This window comes from Methylophaga sp. UBA2513, assembly GCF_002341285.1.
GTDB lineage: Bacteria > Pseudomonadota > Gammaproteobacteria > Nitrosococcales > Methylophagaceae > Methylophaga > Methylophaga marina.
On the sequence record NZ_DDNT01000020.1, the window covers coordinates 25,719 to 45,237 of the forward strand.

Sequence of the window (19,519 nt, forward strand, 5' to 3'; positions counted from 1 at the left end):
ACATCCATGTCACTCACCCTACGGGCGCCTCTGGCGTCCAAATTCGTTCCAGACGAATTTGTGCATGCCCAAAATAAACGAACCAAACAAAAGGGCACCCGATATTGCCTTTGATCCAAAAATTAAACTTGTTTGATGGCGTGGTCGAAAACTCCCTTCGGTCAAACACTCGACCACTTAATCCATCAACCAATCCTAATTTTTGGCGGCAATAGACGGGAAGGTGAGACAGGCTTATATTCCCCGTTTGTGCTGATGAGGAATAACATTTATTCAGGTCTGAGGGAGGCTAGTGTCTGAGCGTAGCGAGTTTTAGCCGACTGCCTGAATCAATGTTATGACGAGTGAAGCCGCAGGCCAGCACGGTGGGGTGCCCTAGGGTTGTTAGGGAAATGGGCAAGCATTTCCCTGACTCGCCATTAAGGCGAAATTAGAAGAGACTATATTTGAGCAACTAAAGTTAGTGTGCTTGCTCCCAATTATCACCAACCCCAATACCCACTTCCAGCGGCACATTTAACTGAGCGGCTTTCACCATAAAATCTTCAATGGTTTTTCTTGCCATATCCAGCTGTTCTTTCGGCACTTCAAATACCAGTTCATCATGTACTTGCATGATCATTTTGATGCCATTATCAACATCAGCTAACCAGCTATGGATATCAATCATGGCGCGTTTGATGATGTCAGCGGCACTGCCTTGCATAGGCGCATTAATCGCTGTGCGTTCGGCATATTGGCGGCGCATACCATTACTGGAATTAATTTCTGGTAGGTACAGACGTCGTCCAAAGATGGTTTCAACATACCCCTGATCTTTGGCCTGCTGGCGAGTGCTGTCCATATACTGACGAACGCCTGGGTAACGTTCAAAATAGACATTCATATAGTCCGCAGCCTGATGGCGTTCGATACCGAGTTGTCGAGACAAGCCATGTGCAGACATGCCATAAATCAGACCAAAATTAATGGCTTTGGCGCTACGGCGTTGATCGCTGGTGACGTCTTCTAATGCCACACCAAAGATCTCTGAGGCGGTATGACGGTGAATATCTTCGCCATTAGCAAAGGCATTCAGTAAGCTTTTATCACCAGATAAATGCGCCATAATGCGTAGTTCGATTTGTGAGTAATCGGCTGCTAATAAGACGTAACCATCCGATGCAACAAAGGCTTCACGAATGCGGCGACCATTCTCACTGCGGATAGGAATATTCTGTAGATTAGGATCAGAGGAGGATAATCGTCCAGTAGCGGTGACGGCCTGATGATACGAAGTGTGTACTCGCCCACTGGTTTTATTGACCTGAAGAGGCAACTTATCGGTATAAGTGGATTTCAGTTTGCTCAGTCCACGATATTGCATAATGATTTGTGGCAGTTCATACCCTTCGTCCGCTAATTCTTGTAAGACCTCCTCTGCCGTTGATGGCTGACCTTTAGGCGTTTTCTTTTTCACCGGTAATTGCTGTTTCTCGTAAAGAATTTCTTGCAATTGTTTTGGTGAACCCAGGTTGAATTTTTGACCGGCAACGGCATAAGCCTGCTCTTCGAGATCCGCAATTTGTCTAGCCATATTGTCGCTTTGCTGCTGCAGCATCCAGATATCGATATTGACGCCATTACGTTCCAATGTGTTTAGTACCGGCAATAGCGGCATTTCCAATTCTCGATACACTTTGGCCAGAGACGGAATGTTTTCAATTTTAGGCCATAAAGTCTGGTGTAGTTGCAAAGTGATATCAGCATCTTCTGCGGCATAAGGCGAGGCTTGTTCTATACCTATCTCATTGAATGTCAGTTGTTTTTTACCTTTTCCGGCAATATCTTCAAAATGAATCGTATCTCGGCCCAGATATTTTTGAGCTAATGAGTCCATATCATGCCGGGTTGCCGTGCTATCAAGCACATAGGATTCGAGCATGGTGTCATGAGCTATCCCTTGCAGATTGATGTCATGATTGAGTAATACATGGCGATCGTATTTCAGGTTTTGGCCGACTTTGAGGTGTTTAGGACTTTCAAGTAAGGGTTTGAGATCCTGCATAACACTATCAAAGTCCAATTGCTCCGGTGCACCTGGATAGTCATGTTTGAGCGGTAAGTAAGCCGCTTCCCCTGCTTTTACTGCAAACGAAACACCGACGATTCTGGCTTCAAGATAGTCGAGGCTGGTGGTTTCGGTATCAAAGGCAAACAGCTCCGCTTTTTGGAGTTTTTCTAACCAGACCTGCCATTGTTGTTGATCTAGGATTGTGTCGTAATTTTGTTCTGTCGTAGTGTTATCAGCCTCTGTAGCTGAGCCACTATCAGTTGTTGATGAGCTATCTGATGATTGTAACTCACTTATCCAGCCACGAAATTCCATTTGTTTGAATAACGCTAGTAGTGCTTCAGTATCCTGCGGTTGGTTTTTAATCTCTTCAAGGTGTATATCCAGCTCAACATCGCATTTGATGGTCGCTAACTGGTAACTCAGATCAGCCATTTCTTTGTTTTCAGCCAGTTTCTCCGGCATCTTTTTCGCACCACGAAAATCAAGCTCACGCACCGCTTCCAGGTTGGCGTAGATATCTTTCAGGCTGCCAAGATTTTGTAGCAGGCTTAGAGCCGTCTTTTCACCCACACCGGGCACGCCGGGAATGTTGTCCACCTTATCGCCCATTAATGCCAGAAAGTCGATAATCAGTTCTGGTGGCAGACCAAACTTTTCTTTTACGCCCTCTATATCCAACACAGTTTCCGTCATCGTGTTGACCAGTGTGACATGCTGGTTGACCAGCTGGGCCATATCTTTATCGCCAGTACTGATGACTACATCCAGACCTTTTTCTGTCGCCTGACGCGCAAAGGTTCCTATCACATCGTCTGCTTCAACGCCGTCAATCACCAGTAGCGGCAGGCCCATGGCTTTAATAATGTCATGCACTGGCTGCACTTGTGAACGTAAGTCATCCGGCATGGGGGGGCGCTGCGCTTTGTATTCAGCGAATAACTCATCACGGAAGGTTTTCCCTTTCGCATCAAAAATGACAGCAATCGGACTATTAGGGTAATCAGCCAATAAGCGGCGTAACATCGCGGTCACCCCTCTGACGGCGCCGGTCGGCTCACCAGCGGAGTTACGAAGATCCGCTTTGAACATGGCATGAAATGCGCGATAGAGATAAGAAGAACCGTCGACCAGAACGAAAGGGGCAGATTGACTCATAAGTTATAACGACCAATTGGATAATAGGGAACAGACTGCTTTTCTCCAAGCAGCGGAAATGCTATCTTTAGTGCCAAATAACACGGAGCATCCACATGTTTAACAAATTCGCTATTGTATGCGCAGTTACCCTGGTAATGACAACCCAAGTTTGGGCAGATGAAAAATCAGTGATGGAAAAACCACCAGTGATTCCTGAGCCATTACAAAGCGGTGAAAGCATGGAGCCCGATATCAATATTATCCAGGAAGATGACCGTACTGTTGAAGAGTATCGAATGAATGGTCAGCTTTATATGATTAAAGTCACGCCGTCTATTGGCAAACCTTATTACTTGATGGACTCTGATGGGGATGGTTCACTTGAGACAAAAAGCTTTGAGCTGGACTCTGGTGCCGTTCCAAACTGGATTCTGTTGGAGTGGTAAGTCCTTTATCTATCTGAGTTCTTTTAATGTCAGTTTATACTGAAGTCGAGCGCGACGATTTAGTCGCGTTTTTGAATGATTATTCTGTCGGGGAATTGGTGTCATATCAGGGCATCAGTGACGGCATCGAGAATACCAATTATTTTGTCACTACAAGCAAAGGTGAGTATGTACTCACTTTATTTGAGCAGCACACTTTTGGTGAGTTAGCTTATTTTCTTGATGTGATGACGTTTTTTTATATGAATGATATTCCATCTGCGCATCCTGAAGCGGATAGCCAGGGGCAATATCTAAAGAAGCTCTGTGGCAAACCTGCGGCGCTGGTTGTGCGATTACCAGGCAGGGGCGTCAATACGACTGCTACAGTTGAGCAATGCGCACAAATTGGAGATGTACTGGCTGAGATGCACCTTGTGGGGCAGTCATTTCAATCAAGACGACCTTCTGAGCGTGGTCCTGACTGGCGCCAGCAAACAGCACAGCAACTATTGTCTAAGCTGGATGATGACAGAGCGAGCATATTAAAAAATGAACTTGCTTATCAGCAAGGTTATGCGACGTTGGGATTACCTGAAGGGGTCACTCACTCAGACTTATTCCGTGATAATGCGTTGTTCGAAGGTAACAAACTCAGCGGCATTATCGACTTCTACTTTGCGAGTGATGAATACTTACTTTATGACTTGGCTGTCGCCGTGAATGATTGGTGTGTCGGAGAAGATGGTTTACCCGAAACTGATCGTTACCATTCTCTTATGACGCACTATCTACAAAAAAGAGCATTAACAGAATCCGAGCAAGCCAATTGGAACATGGTTTGTCGGGCGGCGGCACTGCGTTTCTGGCTGTCTCGATTACAGGATCAACTCTTTCCGCGTGAAGGTGAGCTGACTCAAATTAAAAACCCGGATGCATTTTTAACTATTCTCAAGTATCACCGTGAGCATCCATTAACGCTGGATTTTAACTAAACAGCTGATGCGCGTTCTGATAATTAAACTGACTTCGATGGGCGACCTGATGCATGCTCTGCCAGCGCTCACTGATGCTGCTAAGGTCTTTCCTGATATTGAATTTGACTGGGTGGTGGATAGTGCCTTTGCGGCGGTACCTCAATGGCATCCACGTGTGAAGCGTGTGATTACTACATCACACCGACGCTGGCGGCAGAACTGGTTTGGTCATTTATTTAATGGTGAGATAGGTCATTTTTATAAAGCTTTAAATCTCGATGACTATGACGTTGTCATTGATATGCAAAATAATCTGAAAAGTGCCCTGGTCAGTCTGTTAAGAAAAGGACCCGTTTCCGGCCTGGACAAATACAGTTGTCGTGAAAAGCCGGCTTATCTTGCTTATCGCCATAAACTTAATGTGAATCCAAACCAGCATGCGGTTGAGCGTATGCGTCAGATTATGGCAAAAGCGCTTGATTATCCTTTGCCTGACTCCGAAGCAGAGTATGGCGTGGATTTGGCACACTGTCAGTTGCCACAATTGGCATTTGAACTACCAAAAAATTATGTAATGCTGGTTCACAACGCAAGTTGGCTAACGAAATTATGGCCAGTACAACATTGGCAAGCGTTGACCTTAAAAGCGATTGAAGCAGGATATTCTGTGGTAATCCCCTCAGGGAATGATGAAGAGTATCAGCGAGCCTTGCAGATCGCCGCTGTTAGCGACCATGCCTATACATTGCCGAGGTTGCCACTCGATAATGTCGTGGCCATTATGCAAGGTGCCAAAGCCGCTTTGTGTAGTGATACGGGCCTTGCGCATATGGCCGCAATGATGGATAAACCCGCCATTACTCTATATGGCTCAACGGATACGCATCTGATTGGCACAGCGGGCCAGAATCAGCAGCATTTGATTACAGGAATGTCGTGTTCACCTTGTTATAAACGACGTTGTCCTCTGCCAGAAGCAAAATCCGGTATGCCCGTATGTATGGCTGAGATGCAGCCAGACCAAGTCTGGAATAGACTCGCCGCCGTTTTACAAGCACAATAACGCCTCTGACTTCTTTTCTGGCGTGATAAAACCGCATTATGAAATTTGATTTTCCTGAATTCCATCAAGCCCGTATTGCTGTTATTGGTGACTTGATGCTTGATCGTTTTTACTATGGCAAAGCCAGCCGAATTTCACCTGAAGCCCCTGTGCCAGTGGTGAATGTGGAACGCCTGGAAGATGTACCTGGTGGTGCTGCCAACGTGGCGATGAATATTGCTTCGTTGGGTGCACAATGTAATATCACCGGCATCACAGGGGCTGATGAAGCCGCCAATGTCCTCAAACAAAAACTGCATGCGGTGGGGGTGAATTGTTTATTTCATCAAGCCGCCCATAACTGCACCATTATCAAGTCACGTGTCATCAGCAGTCATCAACAGTTAATCCGTCTGGATTTTGAACAGCGTTTCACAGAGCAAGTGGCTCAGGATATGGAGCATTTAGCTGAGCACGTTACCGATAATGCGAAAGTGATTGTGCTGTCAGACTATAACAAGGGTACCTTAGCCCATCCGCAGTATTGGATTGAAAAAGCCAGAGATAAACAAAGCCTGATTTTGGTGGATCCGAAAGGAGACGATTTCACTAAATATCGTGGTGCCGATCTGATTACCCCGAATATGAGTGAGTTTGAGGCGGTCGTTGGCGCCGTGGAATCAGAACAGGATCTTATCAGCAAAGCGCAAACGCTGATTAAATCTCTGAATATTAAAGCGATTCTTATTACTCGTAGTGAACATGGTATGACGCTAGTGCAGGCGGATAAACCTGAATTTCATTTGCCTGCTATCGCTAAAGAGGTGGCTGATGTGACAGGCGCTGGTGATACCGTTATTTCAACATTAGCGACAGCATTAGCTGCCGGCGTCAGCCTGGAACAAGCGGTCACTTTAGCCAATGTAGCTGCCAGTATTGTGGTGACTAAACTAGGCACCTCAACGGTCAGTGAACCTGAACTGCGTCAGGAATATGAACGTCATCAGGGCATCAACAACACCGATCATTGCATTGGCGGTGCTGTTACCGTTGAGCAGTTAAAAATGGCGGTAGACCAAGCCAAAAACCGTGGTGAGAAAGTCGTGTTTACCAACGGCTGTTTTGATATTTTGCATGCCGGGCATGTGACTTACCTTCAACAAGCCAGAGCCTTGGGTGATCGTCTGATTGTTGCTATCAATACTGATGAATCAGTCACCAAATTAAAAGGTGAAGGTCGTCCAATTAATACCGCAGACAGACGTCTGACTGTTTTGGCTGGATTAGCTGATGTGGACTGGGTGACCTGTTTCCCTGGTGATACGCCAGAGGAGTTATTACGACTGATCCAGCCCGATATCCTGGTCAAAGGCGGTGACTATGATAAAAAAGGCGTGGTCGGCTGGGAAATCGTTGAAGCTTATGGCGGTGAAGTGAAAGTGATGGGGCTGGTGGAAAACTGCTCTACGACAGCAATTGTGAATAAAATTAATCAGCGCGACTAGCTTTTAATACGAATTTATTCAGCTAAAGCTTTAACCGCCTTACTGATATTGTCATATAGGTGAGCTGGGTTAATCGTGCCGATAATCACACTACTTACGGCTGGTTCATTAAAGATAAAGTCGAAATTGTCCTGAACCGTGTCTGTACCGGCTTGTTTCGCCAGGTGGCCACTACCAAGCGCTTTTTTAATGAAAATGCCTTTATTGAGTTTGGCTGCCTGCTCAATGACGGCCTGTTCTTCCTCGTATTGCAGATTATGCATCACCATGGCGATATCAGACTGTTCCAACGTCAACATCCCGCCTGTAACGGTTTTGGTGGACATACCACTGGCACGAATCCAACCTCGCTGTTTTAAGTCAGCTAAGACTTCCAGAGCACCATGATGACGGATGATATGTTCATCATTTCCATCAGAGTGAATCAACACAATATCTAACGCATCTTGTTGTAAAGTTTTTAAGCTGTTTTCGATACTTTTAATCAGTGATTCAGGTGTAAAGTCATAGTGTGATTCACCGCTTACGGCATCAAAATACTCACCCGCTTTGGTGGCAATAATCCATTCGCGCCGGACTTTTTTTAATAATTCTCCAAGGCGTTGCTCACTGCGACCATAAGCTGGTGCGGTATCAATCAGATTAATACCCGATTCCCAGGCTTGCTCAAGCAAGGCAATCACTTGTTCATCATCTGGAATTTGAAAGCCATCAGGGTATTTCACCGCTTTGTCGCGACCGATTTTTACGGTGCCAAGACCGAGTGGTGAAACTTGTATACCTGTCTCCGCAATTGGATTTTTTTGTTCTAAATAGGCCATCAAAAAACTCTGTCCCATAACGGTTTAGCGATCTCTGGGTGAGGAAAATCAGGATTGTCGTAACTGCGTTTTTCTATAGCATCGACATTAATGGCTTTCAGAACCTGATCGGCTAAATCCGGTGCCAGAGCTAATTTGGTGGGCCAGCAAATATGAAGATTCTGTTGTGAATCAATAAAAGCATGATCAGGTCGGGTAAGATTGGATTGCTTGGGCTCTGCGCGGTTCACCGCATGCGTGGCCCAATCAAGAGCTGGCAATTCAAACCATGGCAAAATATTGTTGAGCAATTGCTTGGCTTCGGTGATCAAGTTTTCTTGCGATTTAGCAACGCCTTCTTCAGCGATATTGCCGCCGATATACCAGACCGTGTCACCTTGCTGTGTTTTATGGCTGGAAATTGTCGCAATAGGTTTGGAACCACTACCCAGGCTATGGGCATAGATGGTCGGCAGAGGTTGATTGGGGTTTTGGCTCTTGCATAAGACCATTTGTAGCGGTCTACGCTGCATGCTGGGTTGTTTAATCGACAGCGATTGCAATAAGACTTCATTGCCTTCTCCTGCTGTCAGCACAAATTGTTGGGCATGGATAGTGATATCGCCAACCTGAACTGACTCCAGCTGTTGTCCTGAACGTTGCCATTGGTATTGGCTATTGCTAGGCACTGATAACATACGCGAACGCCATTTTGCCGTGATTTTTTTCAGCAGGCTTGGAATATCTAATACAGGCTCATCAAGTTGATAGAGTGTGCCTTTAAAGCCTGCATCCTGAAATAATGCTGGCGCATCCCGTTTATCAACACGCTGCATGCGGCTGCTTAAGGCTTTGCTGGCAAAAAACGACACCATCTTTGAAGACAGTTTGTCTTTAGACCAGAGTAGTTGGTGATCAGCCAATTTTTTGACATCACGAAGATCGATATCACCTTCACCATTTAGGGCGTTTTTCCAGCGAGCAGGCATGGTACTGATGACTTGCGCTGCTTTGGATAACACACCGTTCAGGGCATATTTACTGCCACCATGAATAATGCCTTGAGAGCTAAGCGTTTGTCCCTGGCCGATTTGCCCATTCTCTATGAGCAAAGCATGGATACCCATATCGTTAAGGCGATGATGTAGCCATAAGCCAGCAATGCCTGCGCCGATAATGACGATATCGGTGTGAAGAGTAGTTTGAGTCATGAATAAATTTAGTCTGTCTCGTCGAGGGTTTCACACAACCAGTGACCAATCAGAATATGTCCTTCTTGTACCCGAGCGGTTTCTTTGACGGGAACGGCCACACACTCATCAGCAATGTCAGCTAGCTGACCACCACCTTCACCGGTGAAAGCGCAGGTCCAGATACCCATCTCCTTAGCCGTCTTGATTCCGTTAATAACATTGCCACTATTACCTGATGTGGATAATCCAATGGCGATATCGCCTGGGCGTCCCAAAGCGAGAATCTGGCGATCAAAGACCGTATCAAACTGATAATCATTGCTGTGAGCCGTCAGAATTGAGGTGTCTGTAGTTAAAGCGATGGCACCATAGGGTCGACGGTCTTTGTGATAACGCACCACAAATTCTGCTGCTAAATGTTGCGCATCAGAGGCGCTGCCACCGTTGCCAAAGAACAGAATTTTATTGCCTTGTTTTACACAATCTGAAATTCGGGCAGCAAGTGCTGTGACTTGTGGTTCAAGTGCAAACAGACTTTCGATCATCGCCTGATGACGTACGATAGTGGCTTTAAATGACACGGCTTCCCCTTAAACTGGTGTAGTGATGATAACATCTCACTTTTCGACATCGACAGTTTAACAAAATTCAGACTGACTGGCGGTTTTGAGGCAAGACTGAGTTTGACTGAATCACATCATAAAACTGAATGAAAACACATACACTGTATTTACGTGAAGACTTAGCCCAGGCTTGGCGGAATAAAGCTATCTTTCCTTGGTTGCAGACCATGCCGGGTGAAATCTTTCGTGACAAAGAAGGGCGGCGGACATTACGTTTCGAGGTCGAACAACACAGCTACTTTCTAAAATATCATCAAGGTGTAGGTTGGGAAGAAATTTTCAAAAATCTGTTGTCTCTACGCTTACCGATTATCAGTGCCAGAAATGAATGGCAGGCGGTGCAGTTTTTACAGTCTCATCATCTGGATACCATGACCTTAGCCGGCTATGGCGAAAAAGGATGGAATCCAGCCAAACGCCATTCTTTTGTGATTACTGATGATTTGACCGATACCATGAGTCTGGAATATCTGGGGCAGCAGTGGCGACAGACACCACCGTCATTCAAAAGCAAATACGATTTAATCCAGAAACTAGCCCATATCGCTGGGACCATGCATAAAAATGGTATGAATCATCGAGATTTTTATCTTTGTCATTTTTTGCTGGATAAGTCGTTTGCTGAGACCAATGTTTATCAGCCCTCAATGCCGATATATTTAATTGACCTTCACCGTGCTCAAATTCGGAAAAAAGTGCCATTACGCTGGCAAATAAAGGACTTGGGTAGTTTATATTTTTCTGCCTATGCTGTGCCGCTGACCCAGCGAGATTTGTTCCGCTTTATCAAGACCTATACCCAACTACCTTTGCGCCAGGCACTGTCCCAATATGCTGATCTGTGGCAGCAGGTTAAACAACGGGCAGATAAATTATATGCTGAATAATATGTCAGATATTAATGCCATTATCAGCACTGATAGCCGACCGCAATTGCCGTTTGAGCTGCAATTAGAACAAAACAGCTATCAGTGTGTGCAAATTCTGCGTGACTTGCCAGAGCGCCGCTTGGCCATGAAAGCCATAGATGGCCACGGCAAAAATGTCGTGATTAAATTATTTGCCAATCAGGGAAAAGCTCAAAAAGACTTTGAGCGTGAGTTAAAAGGTGTTGATGCGGTCAAGCCTGTGACAGTAAAAACACCCAAATTATTGCTCTCGGTCTCAGAGCCACATGGTTCAGCATTGGTGTATGACTTTATTGAAAACAGCCAGTCGTTCCATCTTGAATCGGCGGTTCCTCAGCGCTTGGCATTGCTATCAGAGTTAATGCTTACTCTACACTTGGGCGGCATTTATCAAGATGATATCCATCTCGATAATTTATTACTCAGCGGTGATGAGATTGTGCTTATCGATCTGGGCTCTGTGAAACAGTCAGGTGACGGCAAAGCACTTGATAAAGATACTAGCCTGACAAACTTGGCCAGACTATTTGCCCAGTTTTCATTGCAACAGCGTAGTCATTTGATGCCTTTGCTTAAAGTTTATTATGAAGGACGTGGTTGGCATTATTCGGCCGATGAGCAGCAACAGTTTAGTCAGCTGTTAGACAAAGCATGGCAGCAACGCAAAACACAATTTCTTAAGAAATGTTTTCGTCCATGTACGATGACGTATTATCAAAAGAATATTCATTGGCAGGTCGCAGCAAAACGAGATTTCTGGCAACAGAGTCAACTTCAGTCCGTCCGTGATATTGAGGCATTATTTGCTGGCGCTCAGGTATTAAAAGCCGGTAATACGGCGACAGTTGTACGCACAAAGCTGGCTGGCCGTGAGGTCGTTATCAAACGTTATAATATTAAGAATCTGGGTCATGCCATAAGCCGCTGCTGGCGACCAAGCCGGGCCGCGGCATCATGGTGCAATGCTAATTTACTGGTTTTTTCTGGTATTCCGACAACCGAGCCTCTCGCCTTTATTGAAAAGCGCATGGGTCCATTGAGACAAACAGCTTATTTTATTAGCGAATACCATGAGGCCGAGGAGTTGTTAGATGTTTACCAGCAACGCATGCCAACGGAATCAGAAGTGAGTCAGATTCAAACTATCTTTTCAGATCTGAACACAATGCAAGTTGGCCATGGTGATATGAAAGCGCAGAACTTGTTATTAGATAAGCAAGGTAAAATCAGGCTTATTGATTTAGATGCTATGCGAGAATATGGCAATAAAAAACAAGCGATCATGGCTCACTTGCAAGATAAAAAACGCTTTCTGAAAAACTGGAAGAATCCTGAGTTGGAGGCCTTTTTCAGAGTCATGCTGCAGGGACAAAATACACGTTTATGAAATACGCGGTCTGTTTATATAAGTTTTTCCCTTTTGGCGGACTTGCTCGTGATTTTATGAATATCATGCAATGCTGCCTGCAAGCTGATGATACGGTCGACGTATATGTGATGGAATGGCAAGGGGACGTCCCTGAGCAGTTTAATGTGCACATTATTGAAACCAAGGGCTGGAGCAACCACGCCAAGTTACAATCCTATATTGATCAGCTTTTGCCACAATTACATCAGCAGAATTACGATCTGGTCATTGGCTTTAATAAAATGCCGGGGCTGGATGTTTATTACGCGGCAGACCCTTGTTATATCGATCGTATTCAGTCACATCCTCTGTATGCGCTTTTACAGTTTTCCGGACGTGTAAAATTTTATAAAGCTTGTGAAGAAGCCGTTTTTGGCAAGCAGTCAAATACTGTGTCGATGATGATTTCTGATGTGCAGCAAGCCCTGTTCGAACAACATTATCAGACACCTCAAAATCGTTTAATCAGCTTACCGCCAGGTATTGACCGTGACAGGCAGCGTCCTGCCAATGCTGAACACATTCGTCAGCAAGTCCGTGCTGAATTTAATATTGCCCAAGATGAATGGTTAGTACTGATGGTGGGGACTGGCTTTAAAACCAAAGGCGTTGATCGCGCCATTGCTGCATTAGCCAGATTACCCAAACAGCTCAAAGATAAAACGAAGTTAATGGTGATAGGTGACGGTGATAACCGTTATCTACAACGCCAAGCACAGCAAGCCTCTATTGCTCAGCAAGTGACATTTCTTGGGGGACGTTCCGATATTCCCCGGTTTTTGCTGGCGGCCGATCTGTTAATTCACCCAGCAAGAAAAGAAAATACAGGTACGGTGATTCTAGAAGCTATGGTGGCAGGGTTACCAAGCTTGGTATCTGATGTCTGTGGTTACACCAAACATGTGACTAAGGCAGATGCGGGACGGGTTATTAGCGATGCCGAGAATGCAGAAAAAACGGCTTTAGATCTAGCGGAAATGTTGGATAAAGACGAGTTACAGTATTGGTCGAAGCAAGCGCTTCATTATGCTGCAACAGAAGATTTGTATAGTATGCCGCAGCAGGCTGCCACAGTGATTAAATCACTGGCAAAACAAAAAAGGGAAACATAATGACGAAAACGGTATTGGTTACTGGTGGCGCGGGGTATATTGGTTCACATATTTGTGTGGTGTTATTAGAAGCCGGTTTTGAGGTCGTGGTGGTGGATAACCTCAGTAATAGTTCAGCCATTGCCCTAGATCGTGTCAGTCAGATTACCGGTAAAAAACTGGCCTTTTATAAAGCTGATTGTCGAGATAAAACTGCATTGCAAGGTATTTTTAATACGCATCCTATTGACGCTGTTATTCATTTGGCTGGCCTGAAAGCGGTGGGTGAGTCATGCGCATTTCCTTTGATGTATTACCAGAATAATCTTGATGCTACCTTCGTCTTGCTTGAAGTAATGCAGCAGTTTTCTGTTAAAAATTTTGTATTCAGCTCATCAGCTACTGTGTATGGTGACCCGGCTTCCATGCCTGTTAATGAAACATTTCCAACATCAGCGACCAATCCTTATGGGCGAACCAAGCTGATGATAGAAGAAATTCTGGCGGATATGGTCAAGGCGACGCCAGATCAACTTAGTGCGGTGTTATTACGTTACTTTAATCCGGCTGGTGCACACGAGTCTGGTCTTATTGGTGAAGATCCTAGCGCTATACCGAATAATTTGATGCCTTATGTCACGCAAACAGCCATTGGTAAACGAGAGTGTCTGTCTGTGTTTGGCGGTGACTATGACACAGTAGATGGTACAGGGGTGCGTGATTACATTCATGTGATGGATTTAGCTAGAGGACATCTTGAAGCACTTAACTGGCTGGAATCAGAAGCAACCGCGCCATGTTGTAAAGCCGTCAATCTTGGCACAGGACAAGGTTACAGCGTACTTGAAGTCATCGCCGCTTTTGAGCAAGCCTCCAATAAAGAGGTGAAATATCAAATTGTTGAACGCCGAGCGGGTGATGTGGCCATCAATTATGCTGATCCTGCGTTAGCAAAATCATTACTTGGCTGGACTGCTGAGAAATCACTTGAAGATATGGTCACCGATGCGTGGCGTTGGCAGAGTCAAAATCCTAACGGGTATGGTAATGCTTGAGTTATCCAACACGACTCTAGTCGGTAAAGGCTTGCACAGAGAAGTACATGTGCATCCTGATGATTCATCAAAATGCGTCAAAGTGGTCGTTTTACGTGGTGAGAAAGAAACACGTCGTGAACAGGCCTATTATCGATTTTTACAACAGCGAAATATCGACTGGCTAAGTTTGCCAAAGTTCTATGGTAATGAAGACACCAATATGGGATCTGGTGCGGTGTTTGATTTGATTCGTGACGAGGATGGTCAGGTTTCAAAAACATTAGAGTTTTATCTGGATAATCTGGCATCGACTTCTGCATTAGTCGAACCCATCAGTCAGGCTCTGAGCAGATTGAAACAGGATTTGTTAGAACAGAACATTATTACCATGACACTCAAACCGAAGAATATGGTTTTGCAGCAGCGAAATGATGGCATGAGATGTTTGATTATCGATAATATCGGCAACTCCGATATCATTCCGATTAGCAGTTATGTTCGGTTTTTCGGCAAAAGAAAGATTGAACGGAAATGGGAAAAGTTTCAACGCCTGTTATCAAAGCAATTTATTAACCAACCCAGCATACAGAAAATTATAAAAGCAATATAAGGACATTGGTTGGTGACGGACAAGAAAATTTTAATTCTGGATGGAATTGGTGGTGCCACTCTCGGTCGAGATATTCATGCTTGTATAGACAACTCAGAATATTATGATTTAGCTAAGTTGGAGAATATCAGCTTATATAAGCCTCGCTCAGCTTTCACAAAAGTACAACGAAAACTATCTGAGAAAAATAGTTTTTATTACTTACCCAAGAAACGTTTTGAGTCGTTGTTATCATTAATTGAGGAAATTAAACCTGACAGTATTTTTGTTATAGGTTTTTTATATCGCTTTATTAAACCCAACCACCTCGCAGATTTAGCTAAAACTAAAGGTATAAAACTCTATTTATACGATACTGATAGTTGCAATCTATATTCAAAGCGTAGAGAGTTTATCTATTTTATTGAGAATGAAGTCCGTGTTTATGATCGCGTATTTTCATTTTCAAAAGTAGTGACAGAGTTTTTCAATCGAAAAAATATTAATACGATATTTTCACCTTTTGGGGCTAATCTGGTTGAAGCTGAGCCAGCTAAGTATCAGCATGACGTTTTATTTGTAGGTAGCGCTGATCTGAGACGTTGTTTTATGCTGGAACATATTGCTGATTATGTTTCTATCAAGGGAAATCGATGGAAAAGAAATCAATCAATAATGTCACCTGCTTTACAACAGAAAGTTGATGACAAACCGTTATGGGGACAAGAACTTTATCAGCATCTTGTCAGTTCTAAGATTGTATTGAATATCACTCGAGGGCCATTCTATGCAGCTGAAACTGGTGTTAATTTAAGAATCTTTGAGGCAATGGCGGCAGGGTGTTTTGTCTTAACAGATTATTGTGATGAAGTGGCAGATTTATTCGAGATTGGTTTGGAAATTGAGACGTTTAAGGGCTCAAAAGAGCTGGTAGAAAAAGTGCTTTATTATTTGAGTAATGATGATGCCCGTTTAGCTATAGCTAAACGGGGACAGCAGAAAATAAGCCAACACTACACCTGGAAAAAACGTGTTGAGTATATGCTGAGCTATATGGATTAAATCAATCTACTTTGTGATGAGTATATCTTCCATCACTAAATACTGTAGATCAGAACCGAAAAACATATTTAATGCATCAGTTGGGCTACATACCATTGGCTCTCCGCGGCGATTCAGCGAGGTATTTAAAACCACACCATTGCCCGTGAGTTTCTCCATTTCCTGCAGCAGTGAGTAGTAACGAGGATTGGTTGCTTGAGTGACAATTTGAGCCCGAGCCGTACCATCTTCATGCACGACTTCAGGAATACGCGACTTCCAACTTTCAGCCACATCAAATGTAAATGTCATATACGGGCTAGGATGATCTGTCTGTAATATTTCTGGTGCAACTGTATCCAGCATACTAGGACAGAAGGGGCGCCAACGTTCACGATATTTAATCTGGGCATTAATTCTGTCAGCTACGCCTGAATGACTCGGTGAACCCAGAATACTTCGATTACCTAAAGCGCGAGGTCCAAACTCCATATGCCCCTGGAACCAGGAAACTGGATTACCATCAGCTAGAATTTTAGCTGTTTCGGCGGTGACATTGTTCATTCGCTCCCATTTAACTGGCTGTTCGTATTGCTCACAGGCCTCAATACATTGTTCAGTGGTATAGGCTGGGCCTAAGTAGACATGCTCCATTTTTTCTACGGGTACACCGGATAATTGTGAAGCATAACTGGCCGCACCAATGGCAGTACCCGCATCGCTTGCCGCTGGTTGTACAAACAGTTCTTTGACACCGGACATGGCAATAATACGCTGGTTGAGTTTCACATTGAGAGCCACACCACCAGCATAAGCGATTTTGCCAGTGTCTTTAATAATGTCACCCAGATAAAAATCAATCAGTTTTAAAGCTGTTTTCTCTAACAGGTCTTGGATGCTTGCGGCGTAATCGATGTAAGGCTCATCTTTTTCATCGCCTTCTCGCATAGGGCCGAGCCATTCGATTAACTCAGGACTGAAAAAGTAGCCTTTGCCATTCTTCTTGTAACGGCGAGTGCCTACGACATTGACCAGTTTGGTATTGACCTTGAAGTCACCGTTTTTGTAGTCAATTAAACGTGAGAAGTCGAAACGCTTCGGATCACCATAAGGGGCCATACCCATTACTTTGAATTCGCCATCCAGCATTTCAAAGCCAAGATATTCTGTTAATGCACCATAGACACCACCAAGTGAATCCGGATCATAGAATTCTTTGATCTTATGAATCTTGCCATTTTCGCCATAACCAAAAAAAGTAGTGGCATATTCGCCTTTACCATCAATACCGATAATGGCTGTTTTTTCTTTAAAACCACTCAAATGGAAGGCACTACTGGCATGCGCTAGATGATGTTCAACTGGGACAAATTTAACGCGTTTCGCTCCGATACCTAGATCATCTAATAACTTCATTACATTTCGGTGATTCCGCCAATATCGACGGTTACCGCTGAATAAAGCGGTAAGTGCGCGGTCAGGGGCATACCAATGGCGCTTTGCATAGTGCCAGCGTGCGGGTGATTTCAGGCCAATCTCAGCGTAAGGGAAAGCCACAATATCAATCTGATCGGGACGAATACCAGCCTGTTCTAAACAGAATTTAGTGGCCTCATAAGGCATTTTCCCTTTGGCGTGCTTGTCACGCAGAAAACGCTCCTCTTCAGCAGCAGCTACAAGCTTTCCATCAATATATAAAGCAGCAGAGGCGTCGTGATTTACCGCGCCAGACAAACCTAAAACGATCATGATGTGATATATGTCTTTGAGTTAAACAGTGCGTAAGTATATCGCATGCAGTCGGTCAACACGACTAATGACGTTTTGCTTTTTTGGGCTTAGCAATTTTATGTAAAAGTTGTTTAGTCTTTTTAGACAATGGTTGTTCATTGAAATACTGTTGTAAAAAGAAAACGCGGTCTTTCATTGACCAATCTTCATTAGCATGACGGTCTAGTGTGCCCAGATCTCTCAGCATCGATTGTCTGACCAACAATGTACGTTTCATTTTCTCCAGATCGATGATTTTTATCTTCCAGCCGTTAGATACTGGCTTAGCAAAAATGTGTTTGGGATAAAGTGAATTATGTTGAAAATGTGCTTGGTGCATATTCACCAATACATGAGCTACAGCTTTCAGTAATTGTTTACGTGACACATTTGATAAGGTTGAGGGAGAAATGTTTTCGAGTGATTGATAATCTCGAAGCTCTTTTGTAACCAGTATCGCCCTTGACTGGTCACATGAAAAATAGACAGGTTCAAGTGTAGGAATATGCTTAGCCGTAAGTTTAAGAATATTGTTATATTCTTTTTGAAAGGTATGAATGCCTTTTAAAGGATGACACCATGTTTTTGTGCGATGATTTTCCTGACGTTTGATAAACACATCAATAGCACCATGTGTTGTTTCAAGTACATATTTAACCACACCACTCCAGCCACCGCGTCTGTGGTTTGGGGGCTCGAACCAATCTGTATCCAGTTGCCATATCGTGTCAAAGTCATATTTGTTTTTGTGTTTTATGTCTGCCATTTTTATACGACCTGATTATTGAATATATTTGCTATGTAAAGTAATGCATTATTCTTAAATACTGATTAATTGGCAAAAACAGATCAGTTAAGGTGAGAGAATTTTCTTTATTTGCTCTAATTTCCAAAATGCTCTCCTCCCAGCTTCATCAGAAAAGTAAGTATGTAGTTTCATAAGCGAAGCATCATGACTATATGCTGACTCTCTGTTGTTGGCTGAGTGAACCAGTAACTCTGCTAACTTTTCAGAAGATGCAAAAGGAAATAATAGCCCTGTGTTTTCTACAATTTCCTTTGCTCCTCCACAATCACTACAAATAATAGGCAGGTTCGCAATCATAGCTTCCAATACGACCATACCAAAAGGCTCACTATCAGAGGTCAAGACAAAAATATCGAAGGCTGTAAAGTAACGCTTCGCATCTTTGATGTAGCCAATAAATTTGATGTTGTCTTCTACATTCAGTGACTGAGCAAGATCATGAAGTTTTTGTTGAAGTTTGCCCTTGCCAATAATAATTAACAAAGTATTCTCAGGGAGCGCATGCTTTGCTTTGGCAAATGCCCGAATCAGTGTCTCTTGGTCTTTATCAGGATGTAATCTGCCTACATTACCGATAACATAAGATTCATCAGGAATATCTAGCATTTCTCTGGCTTTAGCTTTACTCAAGAGCTCATTTTTTGAGTGTTCTATATCCACTCTGTTATATAAAGTTTTGATCCCATCTACGGGAAAACGGGGTAAGTGCTGTTTTATATCGGCTGATACAGCCTTGGATACCCCTATGAGTAATAAGCGAGATGAGAAGAATTCTGTAAAAAGCCTTCTTCCTAAACGGTCAAAGTCACCAAAAGCGTGATGAATACTCATTACAGGAAGTTGTGTGGCAATGAGGGCTAAATATGTTGGTTTTGTCCTATGTGCAATACAAAGTTCGTAGTGTTTTTGTTGAGATATTCTCTTCACTCGTTTCAGTAGTGATAACTTAAGTCCTTTGAGTTTATGCTTTGGGCTTTCAAGAAAAATGACCTCGTCAGACAGTGTATTTTCTAACAAGTCAGCTCTGGGGGCTCCCGTTAGGAAGACCGTAGTAACACGGAAATTAGTGCCTTTAAATAATGATGCATATTGTCGCGCGCAATCATCAA

At 43.8% G+C, this 19,519-nt stretch carries 17 protein-coding genes; 10 read left to right on the forward strand and 7 right to left on the reverse strand.

Features of this window, described 5'->3' with window-relative positions; genetic code table 11:
• Positions 1-460: 460 nt before the first annotated feature.
• Entirely contained in the window at positions 461-3,211 is a 2,751-nt protein-coding gene (polA, locus tag B3V56_RS11855; protein WP_289284324.1) for a DNA polymerase I, read from the reverse strand.
• Between the two features lie 95 nt (positions 3,212-3,306).
• Here polA and B3V56_RS11860 point away from each other — a divergent pair, with 95 nt between their 5' ends.
• Genes B3V56_RS11860 through hldE form a run of 4 tightly spaced genes read left to right on the forward strand, consistent with a single transcriptional unit; the run spans position 3,307 to position 7,142 of the window.
• A complete protein-coding gene (locus tag B3V56_RS11860) occupies positions 3,307-3,639 on the forward strand; it encodes a DUF2782 domain-containing protein (protein ID WP_007144524.1) in 333 nt (110 codons plus the stop codon).
• 26 nt (positions 3,640-3,665) lie between these two features.
• Positions 3,666-4,613 carry a homoserine kinase gene (locus tag B3V56_RS11865; RefSeq protein WP_289282823.1) on the forward strand — a complete coding sequence of 316 codons (948 nt, stop codon included), beginning with the start codon at positions 3,666-3,668 and terminating at the stop codon, positions 4,611-4,613.
• A 7-nt stretch (positions 4,614-4,620) separates the two neighbouring features.
• Positions 4,621-5,658, forward strand: coding sequence for a lipopolysaccharide heptosyltransferase I (gene waaC / locus B3V56_RS11870; RefSeq protein WP_286305679.1), 1,038 nt, complete (start codon positions 4,621-4,623; stop codon positions 5,656-5,658).
• A gap of 38 nt (positions 5,659-5,696) precedes the next feature.
• Positions 5,697-7,142, forward strand: coding sequence for a bifunctional D-glycero-beta-D-manno-heptose-7-phosphate kinase/D-glycero-beta-D-manno-heptose 1-phosphate adenylyltransferase HldE (gene hldE / locus B3V56_RS11875; protein WP_286305678.1), 1,446 nt, complete (start codon positions 5,697-5,699; stop codon positions 7,140-7,142).
• 14 nt (positions 7,143-7,156) lie between these two features.
• Here hldE and B3V56_RS11880 read toward each other — a convergent pair whose 3' ends face one another.
• The 3 genes from B3V56_RS11880 to B3V56_RS11890 are packed head-to-tail and all read right to left on the reverse strand — an operon-like array spanning position 7,157 to position 9,716.
• A complete protein-coding gene (locus tag B3V56_RS11880) occupies positions 7,157-7,963 on the reverse strand; it encodes an aldo/keto reductase (protein ID WP_289284325.1) in 807 nt (268 codons plus the stop codon).
• Positions 7,963-9,153 carry an FAD-dependent oxidoreductase gene (locus B3V56_RS11885; RefSeq protein ID WP_289284326.1) on the reverse strand — a complete coding sequence of 397 codons (1,191 nt, stop codon included), beginning with the start codon at positions 9,151-9,153 and terminating at the stop codon, positions 7,963-7,965. The genes B3V56_RS11880 and B3V56_RS11885 overlap by 1 nt, the downstream gene beginning before the upstream one ends.
• A gap of 8 nt (positions 9,154-9,161) precedes the next feature.
• On the reverse strand, positions 9,162-9,716 hold the full coding sequence (locus B3V56_RS11890) for a D-sedoheptulose-7-phosphate isomerase (RefSeq protein WP_286305676.1): 555 nt from the start codon (positions 9,714-9,716) through the stop codon (positions 9,162-9,164).
• A gap of 128 nt (positions 9,717-9,844) precedes the next feature.
• Here B3V56_RS11890 and rfaP point away from each other — a divergent pair, with 128 nt between their 5' ends.
• The 6 genes from rfaP to B3V56_RS11920 are packed head-to-tail and all read left to right on the forward strand — an operon-like array spanning position 9,845 to position 15,853.
• A complete protein-coding gene (rfaP, locus tag B3V56_RS11895) occupies positions 9,845-10,645 on the forward strand; it encodes a lipopolysaccharide core heptose(I) kinase RfaP (protein ID WP_286305675.1) in 801 nt (266 codons plus the stop codon).
• Positions 10,635-12,053: a lipopolysaccharide kinase InaA family protein gene (locus tag B3V56_RS11900; RefSeq protein WP_289284327.1), complete on the forward strand. Its 1,419-nt coding sequence runs from the start codon at positions 10,635-10,637 to the stop codon at positions 12,051-12,053. Before rfaP ends, B3V56_RS11900 begins: the two co-directional genes overlap by 11 nt.
• A complete protein-coding gene (locus tag B3V56_RS11905; RefSeq protein ID WP_289283738.1) occupies positions 12,050-13,186 on the forward strand; it encodes a glycosyltransferase family 4 protein in 1,137 nt (378 codons plus the stop codon). Before B3V56_RS11900 ends, B3V56_RS11905 begins: the two co-directional genes overlap by 4 nt.
• The gene (galE, locus tag B3V56_RS11910; protein ID WP_289283737.1) at positions 13,186-14,220 is read left to right on the forward strand and encodes a UDP-glucose 4-epimerase GalE; all 1,035 of its coding nucleotides are present in this window, start codon (positions 13,186-13,188) and stop codon (positions 14,218-14,220) included. Before B3V56_RS11905 ends, galE begins: the two co-directional genes overlap by 1 nt.
• Positions 14,213-14,812 (forward strand): YrbL family protein, encoded by a 600-nt coding sequence (locus B3V56_RS11915; RefSeq protein ID WP_289283736.1) that lies wholly within the window; start codon positions 14,213-14,215, stop codon positions 14,810-14,812. Before galE ends, B3V56_RS11915 begins: the two co-directional genes overlap by 8 nt.
• A gap of 12 nt (positions 14,813-14,824) precedes the next feature.
• Positions 14,825-15,853, forward strand: a complete 1,029-nt coding sequence (locus tag B3V56_RS11920; protein WP_289244569.1) for a CgeB family protein — start codon at positions 14,825-14,827, stop codon at positions 15,851-15,853.
• Positions 15,854-15,859: 6 nt separating this feature from the next.
• Here B3V56_RS11920 and B3V56_RS11925 read toward each other — a convergent pair whose 3' ends face one another.
• The 3 genes from B3V56_RS11925 to B3V56_RS11935 all read right to left on the reverse strand — a co-directional run bounded on the left by B3V56_RS11925 (position 15,860) and on the right by B3V56_RS11935 (position 19,427).
• On the reverse strand, positions 15,860-17,581 hold the full coding sequence (locus B3V56_RS11925) for a carbamoyltransferase family protein (RefSeq protein ID WP_289283735.1): 1,722 nt from the start codon (positions 17,579-17,581) through the stop codon (positions 15,860-15,862).
• Between the two features lie 64 nt (positions 17,582-17,645).
• Positions 17,646-18,368, reverse strand: coding sequence for a lipopolysaccharide kinase InaA family protein (locus tag B3V56_RS11930; protein WP_289283734.1), 723 nt, complete (start codon positions 18,366-18,368; stop codon positions 17,646-17,648).
• 87 nt (positions 18,369-18,455) lie between these two features.
• Positions 18,456-19,427, reverse strand: coding sequence for a glycosyltransferase (locus B3V56_RS11935; RefSeq protein ID WP_289283733.1), 972 nt, complete (start codon positions 19,425-19,427; stop codon positions 18,456-18,458).
• Between the last annotated feature and the right edge of the window lie 92 nt (positions 19,428-19,519).